Consider the following 17969-nt stretch of genomic DNA (forward strand, 5'->3'; position numbering starts at 1 on the left):
GGTATCGTTGCCTGTGCTCGCTTCCTGTACGTCGTACACTTCGGTGCCGTTCGCGATGCTCTCTGACACGTTATTCACGGTCGCATCGTCGATTTCCGGCGCGTCATTCACCGTATTGATATCTACATCAACAGTAATAGTATCCGTTCCACCCTGCCCGTCATCAACCACAACAGTAAAGCTATCGCTGCCGTTGTAATTTTCGTCCGGCGTGTATGTCCAATTACCATTTTCATCGACAACTACAGAGCCATTTGACGGTTCTGTCCCTTTTGTGAATGTTAGCGAGTCGCCGTCTGCATCTGTCGCGTTTAATGTTCCGCTTACTGGGGTATCTTCATCTGTAGTTACAGAAACATCTTCACCGACAGGTAGGTCATTAATTGGAGTAACACCGATATTAACGGTTATTGTATCTGTGCCGCCTTGGCCGTCAGAGACTTCTACCGTAAAGCTATCGTTGCCGTTGTAGTTTTCGTTGGGGGTATAAGTCCAATCACCATTTTCATCGATAACGACAGTACCGTTTGAAGGTTCTGTCGATTTACTGAATGACAGAGAATCACCATCTTCATCTGAAGCCGACAAAGTGCCACTTGCTGGCGTATCTTCATCTGTCGTAAATGATACTGTGTCACCAATAGCGTCATTATTTGAATCAACAAACAGCGGGTTAGTGTTTGTTTGAGCTACGGTAGGTTCAATGAGCGAACGGTAAGCATCAAGTAAGCTTAAACTTTGGGTTTGAGATAAGCCTAATGATTCAAAACCTGTAGTAACGAACTCTGTAGCAGGAATGGTTTCTTCACCATCACGTTCAATAGTCCCGCTAGCAGCCAAACTTGAACCGTTTTGACCAGCTGCCGTTGCAAACTCCTCACCTAGCTCAGTCGGATCTTGACCTTCTTCCAATGCAGCAAAGATATTCGCAATATCTTGATCGAGTTCAATTTCGCCTTCCTCGGATGAGAAGCGTTTTGTAGATACCTGAGGTTCATTGGTTCCATTCTGGGATTCAAGAATAACATCCCCTGCTTGTAGTGGTTGTCCTTCTTCTAAGACTTTAATCGTACCATCTACCGAGATAACAATGCGCTGGCCAAGTGCTAATGCACCACCCAAATTCAATGTTGTCATGTCCATATAAACCCCTAAAAAAGCTTTTTTTGTCATTAACGTCAAAATAGTGACATTATGTTTATAATATTAGTTAAAATATAACACCTAAAGTCATATAATTCCTAGTTATGAATCGAGTATTTAACAACTAGAGTGACAAGCTAATGACAGTGATCACATCACACAACAATCTTAGTGCTCACAATGGCAATATAAGTTATTGTGTTTACGGAAAATAATCAGCAATAAAACTTGAGATTAACGTGTACAAGAACACCATAAAACGCACGCCAATCGGTTAACATTTTTACAACCATTTACGAACGCCAGCTTAGCGATCGTGGTTTTTTTGGCGCTTCATCTAAATTTTGTATATAACGGCATGAATTCAAGACTTAGGTGTACGCCAATTTTAGGGAGATTTACATTGAACAGGCTTCAAATAACAACATTAGGGTTAGCAATAAGTATTAGCTTACCGGCGACAGCACAAACCCTAGAGCAAGCCGTTGCGTTTACTTTAGAAAGTAACCCTGAAATCAAAAGTGCTTATAATGAATATGTCAGTAAGCGATATATTAATGATGCTTCTGGTGGTGCTTACCGTCCGAGTATAGACCTGGATGGAGGGATCGGTTATGAACACACCGACCTAGCGACTAACTCAAGCACAACAGATCTAACTCGAAAAGAAGCGACTATTACCCTTACTCAACTTATCTGGGATGGTTCCAATACCTCAAATGATATCGATCGTACCGCAGCTGATGCAGAATCTGTACGTTATCAACTGCTATCAAATGCACAGGACATCGCTTTAGAAGTCACTAAGGTCTATCTTGATGCAGTGAAAGCCTATGAAGTACTGTCACTCTCTGAAAACAACCTCGCGACACACAAAAAAATATACAGTGATATCCGCAAACGTGTTGAATCAGGCATTGGATCAACGGCAGATATGTCACAGGTAGAGGCACGTATCGCTAAAGCACACGGTAATTTGCTTGCAGCGCAAAACAACCTTTTTGACACTCACACTCAGTTCAAAAGGCTTGTCGGTCAATCTCCGCTAGGGCTAACCTTCCCTCGAGCAGATGCGGGGGCTATCCCTTATACCGTTGATGGCGCATTGGCAAAAGCCTTTAACCAACACCCAGTAATCAAGATTGCACAAGCCGATGTGGACTCAGCCAAGTTTCAATACAAGCAATCCAAGAGTACTAACTACCCGACGGTTTCTTTTGAAGCAGCACAAACCTGGCGTGATGATGCCGGCGGTACCGAAGGAAGTAGTGATGAGTTTTCTGCCATGGTTCGTTTAAGGTATAACCTTTACAACGGCGGAGCGGATCAAGATCGTGCTGAAAGTGCCGCTTATCAACTCAATAAAGCAAAAGACCTACGTGAGAGCACCTATCGTAATGTAGAGGAAAGTCTGCGTCTTTCGTGGAGCGCTCTCGATCTGACCGTCCAACAAAAAGAATTCTTATCAGACCATGTAGATTCAGCATCAGACACCGTGATCTCGTATGAGAAACAGTACCGTATCGGCAAACGTACCCTTCTCGATTTACTTAATACCGAGAATGAACTATTTGAAGCCCGTAAAGGGTATTTGGATGCCAAGTACGACGAACAATACGCAAAATACAGAGTGATGAACGCAACAGGAAACCTGTTGACCGGACTACGCGTTGAAACCCCTCAAGAATGGAATGAAAAGGTAGAATACTAATGAAGCTGATAAAGACTGTATTTCCGCTTTGTATCATGGTTGTCTCTGCCAATGTTTTAGCTAAAACAAGCGATGAAGAATTTGAATATCGAGCTCTTCCTGAGATCACACAAATTTATGATCTCGAAGATGATGATAATGATGGAGTAATCAATGCTAGAGATCTGTGTCCTGATACGCAAATTGGTGCTGAGATAGATAACGACGGTTGTGGTTCATATTTCGAATCTTCAGAAAAGAAAGAGCTCCACATACTCTTTGCTAACAACTCTACGGAGATTAACCCTGTTTTCCTTAGCCAAATACGCCAGATGGCTGCGTTTTTGAAGCGCTACGAGAGTACAAGCATTGAATTGCAAGGTTATGCCAGCAAAGTAGGCAATTCCGAACACAATTTAAAGCTCTCAAAAGAGCGCGCGTTACATGTAAGGCGTGCACTGATAAGCAATGGTATTCAGCCATCTAGAGTTAATATCGTAGGTCATGGAGACTCTGAATTCAGCAGTGATGACACAGAAATCAATCACGCACTACATCGAAAAGTTGTCGCTTCCGTTGTTGGCTTTAAGGGGAATATCAAAGAAGAATGGCACATCTTCACCAAAATTAAAAAGTAGGCTCTACCCTGCTTTTGCCATACTGAAGCGTTATTTTAAGTTAACATTTCGGTATGGTGATAATTCCTTGAATAGCATATACCTAAGCCGTCTATAATGTTAATCTTGCCACGTTATCAACATAGAGAATTAATCCATGAGCAAACTAACAGCTGATACTCAAGCAAATCTAGAACTTTTCGTTTCTGAAACACAGGAAACTAAATTGGTATGGGGCCTTCGCAACGAAGAAGGTTGGCTAGCATGTGACTCAAGTGAATTCGAAAATAGCGAAGTGATGCCTTTCTGGTCTTCAAAAGAAGATGCTCAGACTCACAATGTTGAAGAGTGGGCTGACTTCGAAGTATTAGAAATTCCACTAGATATCTTTGTAGAAGATTGGTTACTGACTCTTGCTGAAGACGGCGTTCTTGTTGGTACTAACTGGAATGCAACATTAGAAGGCAAAGAACTTGAGCCTTCTGACCTAGCGAAATTATACATCTAATTTCCGATATCGGTCGCGCGAATCGTGCGACCGATATACCTCTGATTAGTATCAATAAATTAGAGACCTACCTCGCATAACCTCGTAGCCGCACCATTCAAAATTTGAAGCAACATCAAACTAATAATAGAATATCGTTCTTTATCTGATTGATCGTCTCTTGTGAATCACTTCGTTTTTGTTACCTTTCTACTATTCATTAGCTTTTGTTCTTATAGCCAAGTATCAACATCAGATCGTGACAACAATTCACCAGTCTATACCTCCAATTTAAGCCCTACTCCAAATGCTGATTGGAACGCACTTTATCTCTCTACTTTAAATCACTCTCCTGAACGCGCATTAAACATGCTGCAAACACGCTACATCGGGTCAACGGTTTACGGAGATAAGCTTTACCTTGCGTCTCTTCTGTATCAATACATGAGCCACCGAGATCAGCCGTTCTACGGAATCGCTTCAAACGACAGCTACTACCAAGCGATAGAAACAGCGTTTATTTCTGCTCTGATTAAAGATGGCCAAGGCCAATATGAGGAAGCACAACAAGGCTTTCTTACACTATTGGCAAAAATGCAATCACACAGTGATTTAACTGGAAAAGCTCTATTAAAATACCAGATGTGCCGTTCGCTTAATGAGCAAGCTAAATACCATCAAGCGAACTATTATTGCTCTGCACTTAAGTCGGACTTACACAACATCGCTGACCCTGTATTACCAAAGTTTGCGACTTATCGAGTCATCGCAAACAATCACCATTTCCGCAGTGACTATCAATCTGCTCTAGATACCTACCTATCGCTGATAAACGTATTCCCACAAGGACACGATATTTCGGGGATCTATAACGATGTAGGAAACTTGCTCAAGGAATTAAAGCAATATGAGAAGTCGACAGAGTACCTAAAAGAAGCACTCATACTCAGAGCTGATGCTTCTGATTTAATGAAAGCACAAGTACATCACAGCCTTGCGGATCTCTACCTCAACCAAAAGCAAAGTGACCTAGCAATTAACCACTTTCAGCAAGCAAAAACACTGTTAACTGCATCATCTCATAGCTACGGTATCGCACTAATAAGTCTTGGCTTAGGAAAAGCCTACACTCAAATTAAAGACTATGATTTGGCGAGAGGTTACTTAGTCAACGCTCTGTCGGCTTCGAATGAATTAAGTAACAACGTCATTCGTATTAACGCTTACTTGGCGATCAGCGATATGTTCGAAGATCAAAAGCTGACAACAGAGGCGCTCAATTATGCTCAGCAAGCTTTAAAAGTATCCGAGCAAGTCACAAGACACAAGTACATCGCTCAGTCACTCTTGCAGCTTTCCGATCTTCATCAAGCGCTCAGCGATTACCAACAAGCTTTCTATTTCTACCAGCGATACTCATCTATACAAATTGAAACACGCGATATCGATAACAGGTTAGCTTTTGAAGCACTAGACCTGACCCACGCTAAATATGAGCAAGAATTGGAAAATTCTTTCCTGATAAATCAGACAAAGCTCGACCGCGTTCAAATTGAAAAAATGGAACATCAAAGATGGTTGTACAACGTCATTGTTATTCTGTTGCTGTGCGCCGCAAGCTTTACGGTATTAGCAAACAAAACGATTCGCGCAAAAGCTTCCATCGATGCTATGACGAAAGCGTATGGCCGGACCGAGATCATACGAAGAATCAAAAAAGTCAGACGCTGTAAAGAAACGGACAAGCAACATGTCCTCGTTCTGCTCGATCTGGATAGATTCAAGAAGATCAATGATGAACATGGACACCCTACCGGTGATCGGGCACTGGTCCATATTAGTCAGCAAATACGAAAACACTTAATGAATGACGAATTATTGGGTCGCTTAGGAGGCGAAGAATTTCTCATCATGCTAACCAATACCAAGCCTGTAGACGTGCGAGAGCGCGTCGAAGAGCTACATTACGCCATATCAAGCACCGTCTTCTTAACAGAAAGCAAAAAGCCACTTAATGTAACCGCGAGTTTTGCTTATCTAGCAACCTCAAACGCATTAAGTGACTTTGATGACTTGTACTCTGTGCTTGACCAAGCACTGTATCAAGCAAAGAGCAACGGCCGAAACTGCATCATTGATGCTTACAACGAACCAATTGATTGACCTGAGGTTATTTATTCTCAGTCTGTTTGCGAACCAACTCAGCCATAATACCTTCACGATCACCTAAGTAATCGTTAAGGCCAACTTTACGCAGTTCACACGCTGGGCAATCGCCACAACCATCACCGATGATGCCATTGTAACAAGTCAGTGTTTTATTGCGAACAAGCTCAAGTGCTGAGTACTGGTCGGCCAACGCCCATGTTTCAGCTTTGTTCAGCCACATCAGTGGTGTTTTAATATCAAGCTTCTTGTCCATGCCCTGTACAAGCGCAGAATTCATCGCTTTTACAAAATCATTGCGACAATCAGGATAACCAGAGAAATCTGTTTCACACACACCAGTAATCACAGTTTCAGCACCGATTTGGTACGCGTAAATACCGGCCAGTGTTAAGAAAAGAATATTACGACCAGGAACGAACGAGTTTGGCAATCCATTCTCTTGTAGCTCATGTGATACAGGGATGTCATCACGAGTTAGAGAGCTGATCGCTAGCTCGTTTAACAGCGTCACATCCATCACTTTGTGCGCTTTCACACCAAGATCTTTTGACAACGACTCAGCCACTTCAATCTCTAGTCTATGCCTCTGACCATAGTCAAACGTAATCGCATGAACTTCATCATACTCTTTTAAAGCTTGAACAAGACACGTTGTTGAGTCTTGACCACCACTGAATACTACGACTGCTTTTTTCATCTTAAATCCTTACGAGAATCTTCTACTAGCGACTTATCTAGGCCAGTAAACAAATGCAACCTATGCGATGCTCAAATATTTGTGAGTTTGAATAGATAAACGCCAGTTACGTTCAATACAGGTATCAATACACAGTTGCGTTGCACGTTCTTTTTGGCTAATAGGTTGAAGTGCAATGACTGTATTTTCAGGAACATCGGCTCTAGCAATAAGAGCATCTAGTTGCTCAATATCTTTACCGGTACCAACAGGGTGCTTGATTTCATTCGCACGAACCAGTGCGCTATCAAGAATATCCAACTTGGCTTTCATTGCGACTTTTGGTGACACCGTAACCCAAGTGTCCGGTGTGGCTTTTACTTCTGATGTTCCGCTGGTCTCAATCTGACAGCGACAACCGAGCTGCTCAAATGCTTCAGTAAGAGGGACAAGATCATAGATGCACGGCTCCCCACCGGTAATCACAATGTGCTTCGCGGTGTAACCTTGCTTGATATATTCATTCACGATTCCTTGCGCATCAATTGCAGACCAAGTCGGTGAATCCTCTGTCTTAACCATAATATCGCCAAGGCTCGTTTCATCTTCCGGCAACGCTTCCCAAGTCTGTTTGGTATCACACCAAGAACAGCCTACAGGGCAAATTTGCAGTCGAACAAAAACAGCAGGAACGCCGGTAAATACGCCCTCGCCCTGGATGGTTTCAAACATTTCATTAATCTTGTACAACTTACCCTCAGCTCAATCATTTGATGAAATTAATCAACCGCAGACCTTAAAGCACTTGCCCCTTTTGGTCAAACAAATGAGTACTGATAAATGAGTTGATCAAAGCCCTAGCCTGAACTTTCAAGTTCCCTTATCCTTTCGCCCATTAGATTTCGTTAGCTTTTAATTTTTTAGTAAGGAACAACATGTACAAACTGATTGCTCTTGATATGGATGGCACACTGCTCAACAGTGATAAAGTAATTTCTCAAGAGAACAAAGACGCAATCGCCAAAGCACGAGCTGCAGGTGTGAAAGTAGTTCTCGCTTCTGGTCGCCCCTTAGAAGGCATGCAAAGCAAATTAGATGAGCTTTCGATTGACGGCGAAGATGACTTTGTACTCTTCTACAACGGCTCTATGGTTCAGAACGTATCGACAAAAGAGATCATTCACAGTGAGATCAGCAACGGTAAAGCCGCAAAAGAGATTGCTGCCCTCGCTGAACAGCTTGGTGGTTATGTCCATGCTTTCAGCAAGATCCACGGCTTAATCACACCTGAGAACAATGAGTACACTGGTATTGAAGCGCGTATTAATTGCTTAGATATAACCGAGTTCGACTTTTCTCAACTAGAAGATGACCACGAAATCATCAAAACTATGATTGTCGCTGAACCAAGCAAGCTGACTGAAATCATCGGTAAGTTGCCACAAGAGCTTAAGACTCAGTTTACTATCGTACAAAGTGCACCATTCTTCTTAGAGTTCCTAAACCCGAAATCAAACAAGGGTGTCGGTATTGAAGCGATAGCGAAACACTTAGGCATTAAAGCGGAAGAAGTCATCTGCATGGGTGATGCTGAAAACGATCACCATATGCTTGAATACGCAGGCCTTGGCATTGCAATGGAAAACGCAATGGAAGAAACCAAGAAACTGGCGGATCACATCACAGCTAGCAACGACGACCATGGTGTAGCGGTCGCGATTGAGAAGTTTATCTTCAACTCATAAACGCTCAACAGGTTCTAATAAGAATTACTTTTTGCTTGTTTCAGAAATGACAAAGGCTGTGCACTGCACAGCCTTTTTGATTTTGTGTTAGTCGAGTCGCTTACTCTCTTTTCCATGGCAGACGAAATGCCACCACACCAAACAGAATCAAGATTGGGAAACGTAACGTTTCAACAATAAATGAAGCAATACCGCTGAAAGAGACAAAGCTTCCAGCCCAGCTAATCAGCAGATTTCCCGCTAACAACATCGCCATCACTCCAAGAACGATCTTGAATGAGAACTGACCAACCAAAGGTTTCGAGTCTGTTAACGTCACTAGGCATGCAATCGTCATCAAAATCGCCACCCAGAATGAGAATGTTGGCAGTGGCCATATCACCGTCAGAACAATCGACAGTAAGCACAATGCCCACCAAACACCTTTAGAACTCAATAAGGCGCTAATATCAACATCCGGTTTCGCGTCTAATCTCACGATATGCCACGTCGTTAAAGCGCCTAATACGCCACCCATTAATACATCACTAAAAAACGCACTACCTGAATAAGACTTAAATAGCATGATCCACAGCAGGCCAGCGAGCACTACCAGAATGGCTTTTTGCTCCAAGAGGCGCTTTAGTTTCCAAAAGACTAACAAGGTTAAACTGACCCACAAGGCAGCCAACAGACTTGGAAAACTATACCCACTGCTCACCACCAGTTTCAATGTTGGCATGTAAGTGTGTGGACGTGGAAAACCAAAACCTTGGTGCGCGATTAAAGTAAGTAGTGTCACCGAGATCAAAGTGAAGCCAAACTTCAACGCGAAGTTACGGCCAAAGTACCAAGCAATTAACGGCAATATCACAATGAAGACCCATGGCTTGGCCAACAAGTCAGTCAAAAGCACAGTATTCGCAAATACGCTTGGCATCTTATCGAACGTGTTTTGAAGTGACACAATCCAATTTAATTCAACTTGATGGACTTTGGGTGCCGCGCCCACCAGCTCAGTCACATACGTCACCGGTTGATCTGTCGCAGATAAAAACAGCTCGTTAATCTCAGACCACTGTTCTGGGTAGCGGTATTGGTGATCTTGCAATTCAGTAGGAGGAAGTAACATCGCTCGGCTGACTTCCACGCCATAATGAGGAGCAAACCAAATCGGCAGCTCAAAGCCACCTAACTCATTTCGAGCCTTGTAACTGATCACTTCAGAGTCAGAAATACAATCAAACACGACGGCACTGTCGGTATAACCCAGCACATCACCGACCGTTACCGACAAACCAGCCTCTTCCCACGTTTCACGTTGCGCCGCGACGGCTGGCGGCTCACCTGAAACAACAGTGCCTCCCGGTAGAGACAATTGACCGGTGATCAACTCATCAACCAACACGATTTGGTTATCAGCACGTACTACACACAAGGCGCCCGCGATATGATCGGGCAAAGTGTCGTTTGCCCAAGCGGAAGTAGTACTCAAAAGAGACAGTATGAAAACTAATAAATATCGAATAACCAACGAGTTTACCTAAAAAATAATAGAAGAATATTGAAGACTGCTGTTGCAGTTGAACTATTGTAATCAAAGCCACACAAAATCGCTGTCTACGTTTTGTGCAAAGCCTTCCTCATCCATTGAATGTGAGGTGTGAACCCCATTTTTTGATAGAAGTCCTTGGCACGCGAGTTAAAGTCCCAAACTTCTACAAAGACTTGTTCAACCCCATAATCATCAAAAGTACTTTCAACTTTGTTAAACAACTTTTCAGCAATCGATTCTTTTCGATAATCAGGCAAGACAAACAGTTCATCGACACTTCCCATCGGCACTGGTTTGCTGACCGTTGAGATAAGCTCACAAAAATGCCCAGAGATAAAGCCAACAATGAGCTCTCCTTTTAATGCCACATAAACCAAACATTCAGGGTCATCCAAGTATCGTGCAATGCTTTTTTCCTGCTCAATCTCTTCTGCCGTTTTAAAGTGCTCTGGGCTAGCAAGGTGGTGGTGATGGTGGAGATCGAACATTAACTCGTTAAGTTGTTCTAAATCCGCGTGCTTTGCGGCCCTTAAGGTGACATTCATGACTATTGCGCTTCTCAAACCAAATTAATATCTAAACTGAGTCTAGTTTACTTGGCGTGAGTATCTATACAAGTTATTGAATTAATTCATTGTTTGAAGTGTGTATTTTAGATACAAAAACGGCCACATTACGTGGCCATTCTGTTTGAATGATTTTGAATTAAACGAATATCGAAGCTATGGGTTTTTGCTGTGGCTGTGGCTTTTGCTGTAGCTTCAGCTTTATGCACAGTTATCTTCTTTCTCTTCTTTGAGATCAGCAAGCTGTTGTTCTAGTTCAATAAGCTTAATTTCCGCCTCTACTTCAGCAACTCGCTTTTCTGCATCGGTGCGATTGTCTTGCGCTAGACCATCAGCAGTAACTTGGGTTCGTTGTGCGTTTCTTGCATCGTCCGTATCTTTCATTGAACCCGCAACGCCACCAGTAACACCACCTAATGCAGCGCCCTTCACCGCTAAACTCGCATCTCCAGTTAGAGCGCCTGCTGTCGCTCCTAATAAAGCACCACCTACAGCACCACGATTACGTGCGGCATTCTCATTTTCGTTATCCATTGCTGGTGATGCGCAACCAGAAAGAGTCACAATCAGTGTTGCTAAAAGAAAAGGTTTAGTGAATTTCATAGGAGTCTCGCTTAGTTCTTCGTTTGGAGTAGAGCCATCTTAAGCAGAACCGTTAATGAGATAAATAAAGCCACGTTTAGACGATACATCATGTTCAGCTATGTATTATTCAGCCATCGCATAACTGATTAATGATATATAGCTTTGAGCTCGCTTTATCCTCACCAACAAAAAAGGCGACCAATAAGGTCGCCTCAATCTAGCTTTCTCAATAATTCTTGTCTTTCACATATCTCTCTTAGCCTTTAGACCAAAATTTTTGCATGTTTACTGCGCTAGGTGGTGGTCTAACACCGCAATCTCGATAATGATTTTTATCGCCGATCCCCAGTATCTTGCCATTTGCGTCATCAATCACAGCAGCAACTTTAACACCATCTCCCACATGGCGAGTTAGCACGACAATCTCACCGGCTCTTTCAGACCTTACTGCGCCTAGGATTTGATATTCGTAGCGGCCTTTCCTTGAATTAACGATCATCTTCGAGTTAATAGGGTCGGCTTCATATCCCACGCCAATATCAAAAACCGCTTGATAGAGATCGACGCCTGTCTTGGACACACACTTAAATACCTTGGGGTGACTCAAAGGTTCTAACAACGCTCTACTCGCTTCATCCTTTGAAATACTGGCACTAGCAGCACCACTAACCAGTAAAGCAATCAACAAAAAGTAAGCTCGTATAAAAAGACCTCAATATGTGGGAATCATAATGAGGTCATAGTAAACGCAATGGATAAGCGGATGAATAAACTGGCGTTTAGGTAAACCATCACGCTGGCTTATGTATAAATCAACAAGCCGAAGGGAGATTACCTAAACTGCGACTTCTATTTGCCGAGCTTTTCAGCAATTTCAGTTAAGCTGGTAGGGTCGTCAATAGTTGAAGGCACCACATATTGTTCACCTTCTGCGATCTGCCGGATCGTTCTACGTAAGATCTTACCTGAGCGTGTCTTAGGTAACCTCTCAACAACCAAGGCTTGCTTAAAACAAGCTACCGCGCCGATCTCATTACGAACCTTGCCAACCAATTCCCTTTGCAACTCAATGCCATCGACTTTTACGCCATCTTTTAACACAACTAGACCTAAAGGAAGTTGTCCTTTCAAGTCATCGTGAATCCCGACTACCGCACATTCTGCAATGGCTGGGTGACCACCCACGATCTCTTCCATTTCTCCGGTCGACAGACGGTGTCCCGCTACGTTTATCACATCGTCGATACGACCCATAATAAATAGATACCCATCTTCATCAAGATAGCCACCATCCCCAGAAACATAATAGCCTGGGAATTGGCTCAGATAGCCAGATTCAAATCGATCATGATTACGCCAAACCGTTGGCAGACAACCGGGTGGTAGTGGACGTTTGAGTGCAACAAAGCCTTGCTGATTAGGCTGTGCCGTTTCACCCAATTCATTAAGAATCTCGACTTGGTAACCGGGCACAGGCTTAGTTGAAGAACCTGCTTTCACTGGCAAAGATTCCAGCCCTGTCGGATTGGCAGAAATAGCCCAACCCGTTTCGGTTTGCCACCAGTGGTCAATAACCGGTTTATTGGTATGAGACTCAACCCAATCCAATGTTGGCGGGTCCAAACGCTCTCCCGCCATAAAAATCGACTTGAGCGATGATAAGTCATACTTGGTGAGTAACTCGCCTTCAGGATCTTCTTTCTTGATAGCTCTAAATGCCGTTGGCGCAGAAAATAACACATCGACGTTGTACTCTTCACACACACGCCAGAATGCCCCCGGGTCTGGCGTTCTAACTGGCTTTCCTTCAAACAAGATGGTTGTGCAACCATGAATCAATGGCGCATACACAATATAGGAATGCCCCACTACCCAGCCGACATCAGAAGCCGCCCAAAACACACCATCTTGCGGCATATCGTAGATAGTGCTCATCGAGTATTTCATCGCGACCGCATGACCACCATTATCGCGCACCACGCCTTTTGGCTTACCCGTCGTCCCTGATGTATACAAGATATATAGTGGGTCAGTCGCTAGAACAGGCACACATACGTGAGGCAAAGCATCCTCAACAGCTTGCTGCCAAAGTACATCACGTTCGTTGTTCAATTCGGCTAGAGACTGCTCTCTTTGGAATACCACCACTTTCTCAGGCTTCCATCGGCTGTCCATGATCGCGCGATCGACCATCGGCTTATATGGCAGGACTTTATTTATCTCGACACCGCAGGATGCAGTAATCAACACCTTGGGCTCGGCATCTTCAATTCGAACGGCAAGCTCATGAGGGGCAAAACCACCAAACACCACCGAATGCACCGCACCTAGTCGTGCACAGGCCAACATTGCCATCGCCGCTTCAGGAATCATTGGCATGTAGATCACCACACGATCACCTTTGGTAACGCCTTGCGTGGCTAACATACCAGCGACTTTAGCCACTTGGTTACGCAATTGATTGTAAGTGTACGAGGATTGAGTTCCTGTAACTGGAGAGTCGTAAATCAGTGCGGTATTGTCACCTCGCCCATTTTCACAATGGTAATCAAGCGCGAGCCAGCAGGTGTTCATCACCCCATCAGGAAACCAACGCTCAATTCCGTTATCGTCAGTTTGTAATATCGTTTTAGGTGACTCAAACCAATCAATTGCTTGTGATTGTGTTTCCCAAAACGAATTTGGGTCTTCCCTCGCCCATTGATACTCGGTGATGTAATCTGTTTTTCTAGTCATTCGATTCGTAGCAGACATAGTGCCTCCTCCATGATTTATCCATTAGTCCAAGCGACTAGCTTTTAACAGTTTCACTTGGGTGCACTCTTTTCTCAGCGTTGTATTCGTGAACATTTAACCGTTCACGACAATCGCTTTACTTGGGAAAAGGCACACGAATGGCACCTTCCATGATCACTCGGGCACTACGACTCATAATCGCCCTCTCTATTTTCCACCCACTTTCGGCCTGCAGCGCTTTCGCACCTACCTTTAAGGTTCCTGACGGGTGTCCAAAGGTCACGAAATCACGACTTCCCTCACCGGCTGCCAAGTTCACTAAGGTGCCAGGAACACTTGCCGCTGAAGCAATAGCAACCGCAGCCGTACCCATCATGGCATGATGCAGTTGCCCCATAGACAAAGCACGCACCAGAAGGTCTGTATCTTCGACAGCAACCGATTTTCCACTGGAAGCTTGGTACGCTTGAGGCTTAGCAACAAACGCAACTTTAGGTGTATGTTGGCGTGATTCTGCTTGTTCTAAAGAATCAATAAGACCCATCGCTACTGCACCATGTGCTCGTATGGATTCAAACAGAGCCAAGGCTTTGGTATCACTATTGATATCTGATTGAAGTTCAGTGCCTTGGTAACCAACCGATTCAGCATCAACAAAAATGGTGGGTATCCCAGCATTAATGTATGTCGCTTTGATGCAACCCAGATCGGGAACATCTAAAAAATCGACAACATTCCCTGTTGGGAACATAGAGCCACTCGCATCGGCGGGGTCTAGAAAATCAACTTGGATCTCAGCGGCGGGGAAAGTCACACCGTCGAGTTCAAAATCACCTAACTCTTGAACTTCGCCACCAGCGATAGGTACATGAACAATAATGGTTTTCTCTATGTTCACTTGCCATACTCGCACCTCGACCACACCGTTTTCTGGAATACGATTCGAGTCGACTAGGCCACTATGAATAGCAAATGGGCCCACTGCAGCAGACAGATTGCCGCAGTTACCACTCCAGTCCACAAACGGCTTATCAATGGCAACTTGGCCGAATAGGTAGTCAACATCGTGATCGGCTTTACTACTTTTCGAAACAATCACGGTTTTACTGGTACTGGATGTTGCACCACCCATACCATCGGTTTGTTTGCCATAAGGATCTGGACTACCAATCACGCGCAGAAGTAATGCGTCTCGAGCTTCTCCGGCAACTTGCGCAGCTTCAGGTAAGTCACTTAAGTTGAAAAAAACGCCTTTGCTTGTTCCGCCCCGCATGTAGGTAGCAGGTACTTTTATCTGTTTGATGTTCATAACTAGCTCCTACTGTGAAAGAAAGTCTTTGGCAAAACGCTGCAACACACCACCAGCGCTATACACATTCACTTCATCTGCGGTATCTAATCGACAGGTTACTGGCACATCAAGCTTTTCACCGCTTTTACGAGTGATCACTAAAGCCAAGTCTGAACCTGCTTCAATGTCGCCGTACACGTCGTAAAGCTCGGTACCGTCCAATTCTAAGGTATTGCGATTGGTCCCCGCTTTGAATTGCAGAGGCAACACGCCCATGCCAACCAAGTTGGTTCTGTGAATTCGTTCAAACCCTTCAGCAACAATCACTTCAACACCCGCTAAACGCACACCTTTGGCTGCCCAGTCCCGTGAAGAGCCTTGCCCATAGTCTGCGCCAGCAACGACAATCAAAGGTTGCTTGCGATTCATGTAGGTTTCTATCGCTTCCCACATTCGCGTAACTTGACCTTCAGGTTCAACTCTTGCTAATGAACCTTGCACGACTTCTCCAGCGTCCTTCACCATTTCGTTAAACAGCTTAGGGTTGGCGAATGTTGCTCGTTGCGCGGTTAAGTGATCGCCTCGATGGGTCGCGTAAGAGTTAAAGTCCTCTTCCGGCACTTCCATTTTGGTGAGGTATTCCCCCGCAGCGCTCGAAGCGAGAATCGCATTTGAAGGGGATAAGTGATCTGTGGTGATGTTGTCACCCAAAATCGCTAAAGGTCTCATACCAGATAGGCTTCGCTCTCCCGCCAGAGCTCCTTCCCAATAAGGTGGTCTGCGAATATAGGTACTTTGAGGTCGCCAGTCATAAAGCGGTTCAGTAGTCACCTGTTCCTCGTCTGGCTGGAACATTTTCACGTAGATTTGTTGGAATTGCTGAGGCTTAACATGTTCACCGACCACTGCATCGATCTCTGCATCACTCGGCCACAAGTCACTTAAATAGATCGATTTTCCGTTGCTGTCTGTACCTAAGCTGTCTTTTTCGATATCAAAGCGAATCGTACCAGCTAAGGCATAAGCGACGACCAATGGCGGTGATGCTAAAAACGCTTGTTTGGCATAAGGGTGAATTCGACCATCGAAGTTTCGATTCCCCGATAGCACAGCGGTTGAATATAGGTCACGGTCGATGATCTCTTGTTGAATTTGAGGATCCAACGCACCACTCATTCCATTACAGGTTGTGCACGCATAACCGACGATACCGAAGCCTAGTTTTTCCAGTTCAGGCAACAAACCGGCGGACTCAAGATAAAGCTTGGCAACTTTTGAGCCTGGCGCGAATGACGTTTTTACCCATGGCTTACGAACTAATCCAAGCTGATTGGCCTTCTTCGCAACCAATGCTGCGGCGACGACATTTCTTGGGTTACTGGTATTGGTACAAGAAGTAATCGCCGCAATGATCACGGCACCATCTGGCATTTGTTCATCAGAATATTGTTCAGCGTGTTGCTCTTTCCAAGAAGCTTGGCTGATGCCTTGTTTGGCAAGTTCGCTGGTTGGTAAACGACGATGTGGATTGGATGGCCCTGCAAGGTTGCGCTCAACTTTAGACAAATCAAACTCAAGCACACGTTCGTATTGAGCGGAATCTAAATCATCGGCCCATAAGCCAGTTTGCTTAGCGTATAGCTCAACTAACTCAACCTGTTCAGGCTCGCGTCCTGTCAGCTTTAGGTATTGTATGGTCTGTTCATCGATATAGAACATACCTGCTGTCGCGCCGTATTCTGGTGTCATATTCGATATAGTGGCGCGGTCGCCAATGGTCAGTGCACGAGCCCCTTCACCAAAGAACTCTAGATAACTGGAAACCACTCTCTGATTGCGAAGAAACTCTGTAATCGCAAGCACAATATCCGTTGCGGTTATCCCTTCTTGTCGTTGACCCGTCAGTTTAACGCCTACAATATCAGGCAATCGCATCATAGACGGACGACCGAGCATCACAGTTTCAGCTTCCAAGCCGCCCACACCAATCGCAATAACGCCCAGAGCATCAACGTGCGGTGTATGGCTATCGGTACCAACACAAGTATCAGGAAACGCGATGCCTTCTTTAGATTGAATAACTGGAGACATTTTCTCCAAGTTAATCTGGTGCATGATCCCGTTACCCGCTGGGATCACACTCACGTTTTTAAACGCGGTTTTACACCATTCAATAAAATGAAAACGGTCTTCGTTTCTGCGCTCTTCAATCGCGCGGTTTTTATCAAATGCTTCGTTATCAAACCCGGCATGTTCCACTGCCAAAGAGTGATCAACAATCAGTTGAGTTTCGACCACTGGGTTCACCTTGGCAGGGTCTCCGCCTTGGTCGGCAATCGCGTCTCTTAATCCAGCCAAATCTACTAGGGCTGTTTGACCTAGAATGTCATGACACACCACTCGCGCAGGATACCAAGGAAAATCTAAGTCACTCTTGCGTTCAATGATCTGCTTTAAGCTGTCTTCAAGGGTTTCAGGATCACAGCGTCTTACTAATTGCTCTGCCAACACTCGCGACGTATAAGGCAAGGTTTTATAAGCGCCCGGGGAGATTGCTTCTACCGCTTCGCAAGCGTCGAAATATTCTAAACCCGTTCCCGGTAAAACCTTTCGATACTTGTTTTCATCAAGCTCTTGGTTTCTTTCAAGTTTTACATCAGACATACATCCACCATTATCTGTTAAATTCTATTCGTTGTTTCTTGAGGCCTTGTCGTATGAAGACGGAAG

Annotated in this window: 15 protein-coding genes; 5 read left to right on the forward strand and 10 right to left on the reverse strand. The window is 44.4% G+C overall.

All coding sequences use genetic code 11. From position 1 onward, the window contains the following. Nucleotides 1-1143: Ig-like domain-containing protein (locus F0229_RS17105; RefSeq protein WP_171733330.1), on the reverse strand; the 1143-nt coding region annotated here is incomplete at its 3' end. Nucleotides 1144-1588: 445 nt separating this feature from the next. On the opposite strand from F0229_RS17105, the gene F0229_RS17110 reads away from it, so the two are divergent. The 4 genes from F0229_RS17110 to F0229_RS17125 all read left to right on the forward strand — a co-directional run bounded on the left by F0229_RS17110 (nt 1589) and on the right by F0229_RS17125 (nt 6100). Next, nucleotides 1589-2854, forward strand: coding sequence for a TolC family outer membrane protein (locus F0229_RS17110; RefSeq protein WP_146490002.1), 1266 nt, complete (start codon nt 1589-1591; stop codon nt 2852-2854). Then, nucleotides 2854-3471 carry an OmpA family protein gene (locus tag F0229_RS17115; protein ID WP_171733331.1) on the forward strand — a complete coding sequence of 206 codons (618 nt, stop codon included), beginning with the start codon at nt 2854-2856 and terminating at the stop codon, nt 3469-3471. Before F0229_RS17110 ends, F0229_RS17115 begins: the two co-directional genes overlap by 1 nt. Before the next feature lie 136 nt (nt 3472-3607). Continuing rightward, nucleotides 3608-3958, forward strand: a complete 351-nt coding sequence (locus F0229_RS17120) for a DUF2750 domain-containing protein (RefSeq protein WP_017062305.1) — start codon at nt 3608-3610, stop codon at nt 3956-3958. Between the two features lie 162 nt (nt 3959-4120). Then, nucleotides 4121-6100, forward strand: a complete 1980-nt coding sequence (locus F0229_RS17125) for a diguanylate cyclase (protein ID WP_171733332.1) — start codon at nt 4121-4123, stop codon at nt 6098-6100. 7 nt (nt 6101-6107) lie between these two features. Here the strand turns inward: F0229_RS17125 and queC are convergent, their stop codons facing one another. Continuing rightward, a complete protein-coding gene (queC, locus tag F0229_RS17130; RefSeq protein ID WP_171733333.1) occupies nt 6108-6803 on the reverse strand; it encodes a 7-cyano-7-deazaguanine synthase QueC in 696 nt (231 codons plus the stop codon). A 60-nt stretch (nt 6804-6863) separates the two neighbouring features. Beyond that, nucleotides 6864-7532 (reverse strand): 7-carboxy-7-deazaguanine synthase QueE, encoded by a 669-nt coding sequence (gene queE, locus F0229_RS17135; protein ID WP_338417941.1) that lies wholly within the window; start codon nt 7530-7532, stop codon nt 6864-6866. A gap of 185 nt (nt 7533-7717) precedes the next feature. Here queE and F0229_RS17140 point away from each other — a divergent pair, with 185 nt between their 5' ends. Then, complete coding sequence (locus F0229_RS17140; protein ID WP_171733334.1) at nt 7718-8527, forward strand: Cof-type HAD-IIB family hydrolase; 810 nt, start codon at nt 7718-7720, stop codon at nt 8525-8527. 100 nt (nt 8528-8627) lie between these two features. Here the strand turns inward: F0229_RS17140 and F0229_RS17145 are convergent, their stop codons facing one another. The 7 genes from F0229_RS17145 to acnD form a co-directional block, all read right to left on the reverse strand. Next, nucleotides 8628-10040, reverse strand: coding sequence for a phosphatase PAP2 family protein (locus F0229_RS17145; RefSeq protein ID WP_171733335.1), 1413 nt, complete (start codon nt 10038-10040; stop codon nt 8628-8630). A gap of 86 nt (nt 10041-10126) precedes the next feature. Then, the gene (locus F0229_RS17150; protein ID WP_171733336.1) at nt 10127-10606 is read right to left on the reverse strand and encodes a GNAT family N-acetyltransferase; all 480 of its coding nucleotides are present in this window, start codon (nt 10604-10606) and stop codon (nt 10127-10129) included. 222 nt (nt 10607-10828) lie between these two features. Continuing rightward, nucleotides 10829-11230, reverse strand: a complete 402-nt coding sequence (locus tag F0229_RS17155; protein WP_171733337.1) for a glycine zipper domain-containing protein — start codon at nt 11228-11230, stop codon at nt 10829-10831. A gap of 238 nt (nt 11231-11468) precedes the next feature. Continuing rightward, complete coding sequence (locus tag F0229_RS17160; RefSeq protein ID WP_017066989.1) at nt 11469-11915, reverse strand: hypothetical protein; 447 nt, start codon at nt 11913-11915, stop codon at nt 11469-11471. Between the two features lie 146 nt (nt 11916-12061). Next, nucleotides 12062-13966: a propionyl-CoA synthetase gene (locus tag F0229_RS17165; RefSeq protein ID WP_136978047.1), complete on the reverse strand. Its 1905-nt coding sequence runs from the start codon at nt 13964-13966 to the stop codon at nt 12062-12064. Nucleotides 13967-14084: 118 nt separating this feature from the next. Continuing rightward, complete coding sequence (prpF, locus tag F0229_RS17170; RefSeq protein ID WP_017062295.1) at nt 14085-15257, reverse strand: 2-methylaconitate cis-trans isomerase PrpF; 1173 nt, start codon at nt 15255-15257, stop codon at nt 14085-14087. 9 nt (nt 15258-15266) lie between these two features. Continuing rightward, nucleotides 15267-17903, reverse strand: a complete 2637-nt coding sequence (gene acnD, locus F0229_RS17175) for a Fe/S-dependent 2-methylisocitrate dehydratase AcnD (RefSeq protein ID WP_171733338.1) — start codon at nt 17901-17903, stop codon at nt 15267-15269. Nucleotides 17904-17969: the final 66 nt, after the last annotated feature.

Origin of the sequence: Vibrio sp. AIC-3, from assembly GCF_013114515.1 — a bacterium.
Lineage (GTDB): Bacteria > Pseudomonadota > Gammaproteobacteria > Enterobacterales > Vibrionaceae > Vibrio > Vibrio crassostreae_C.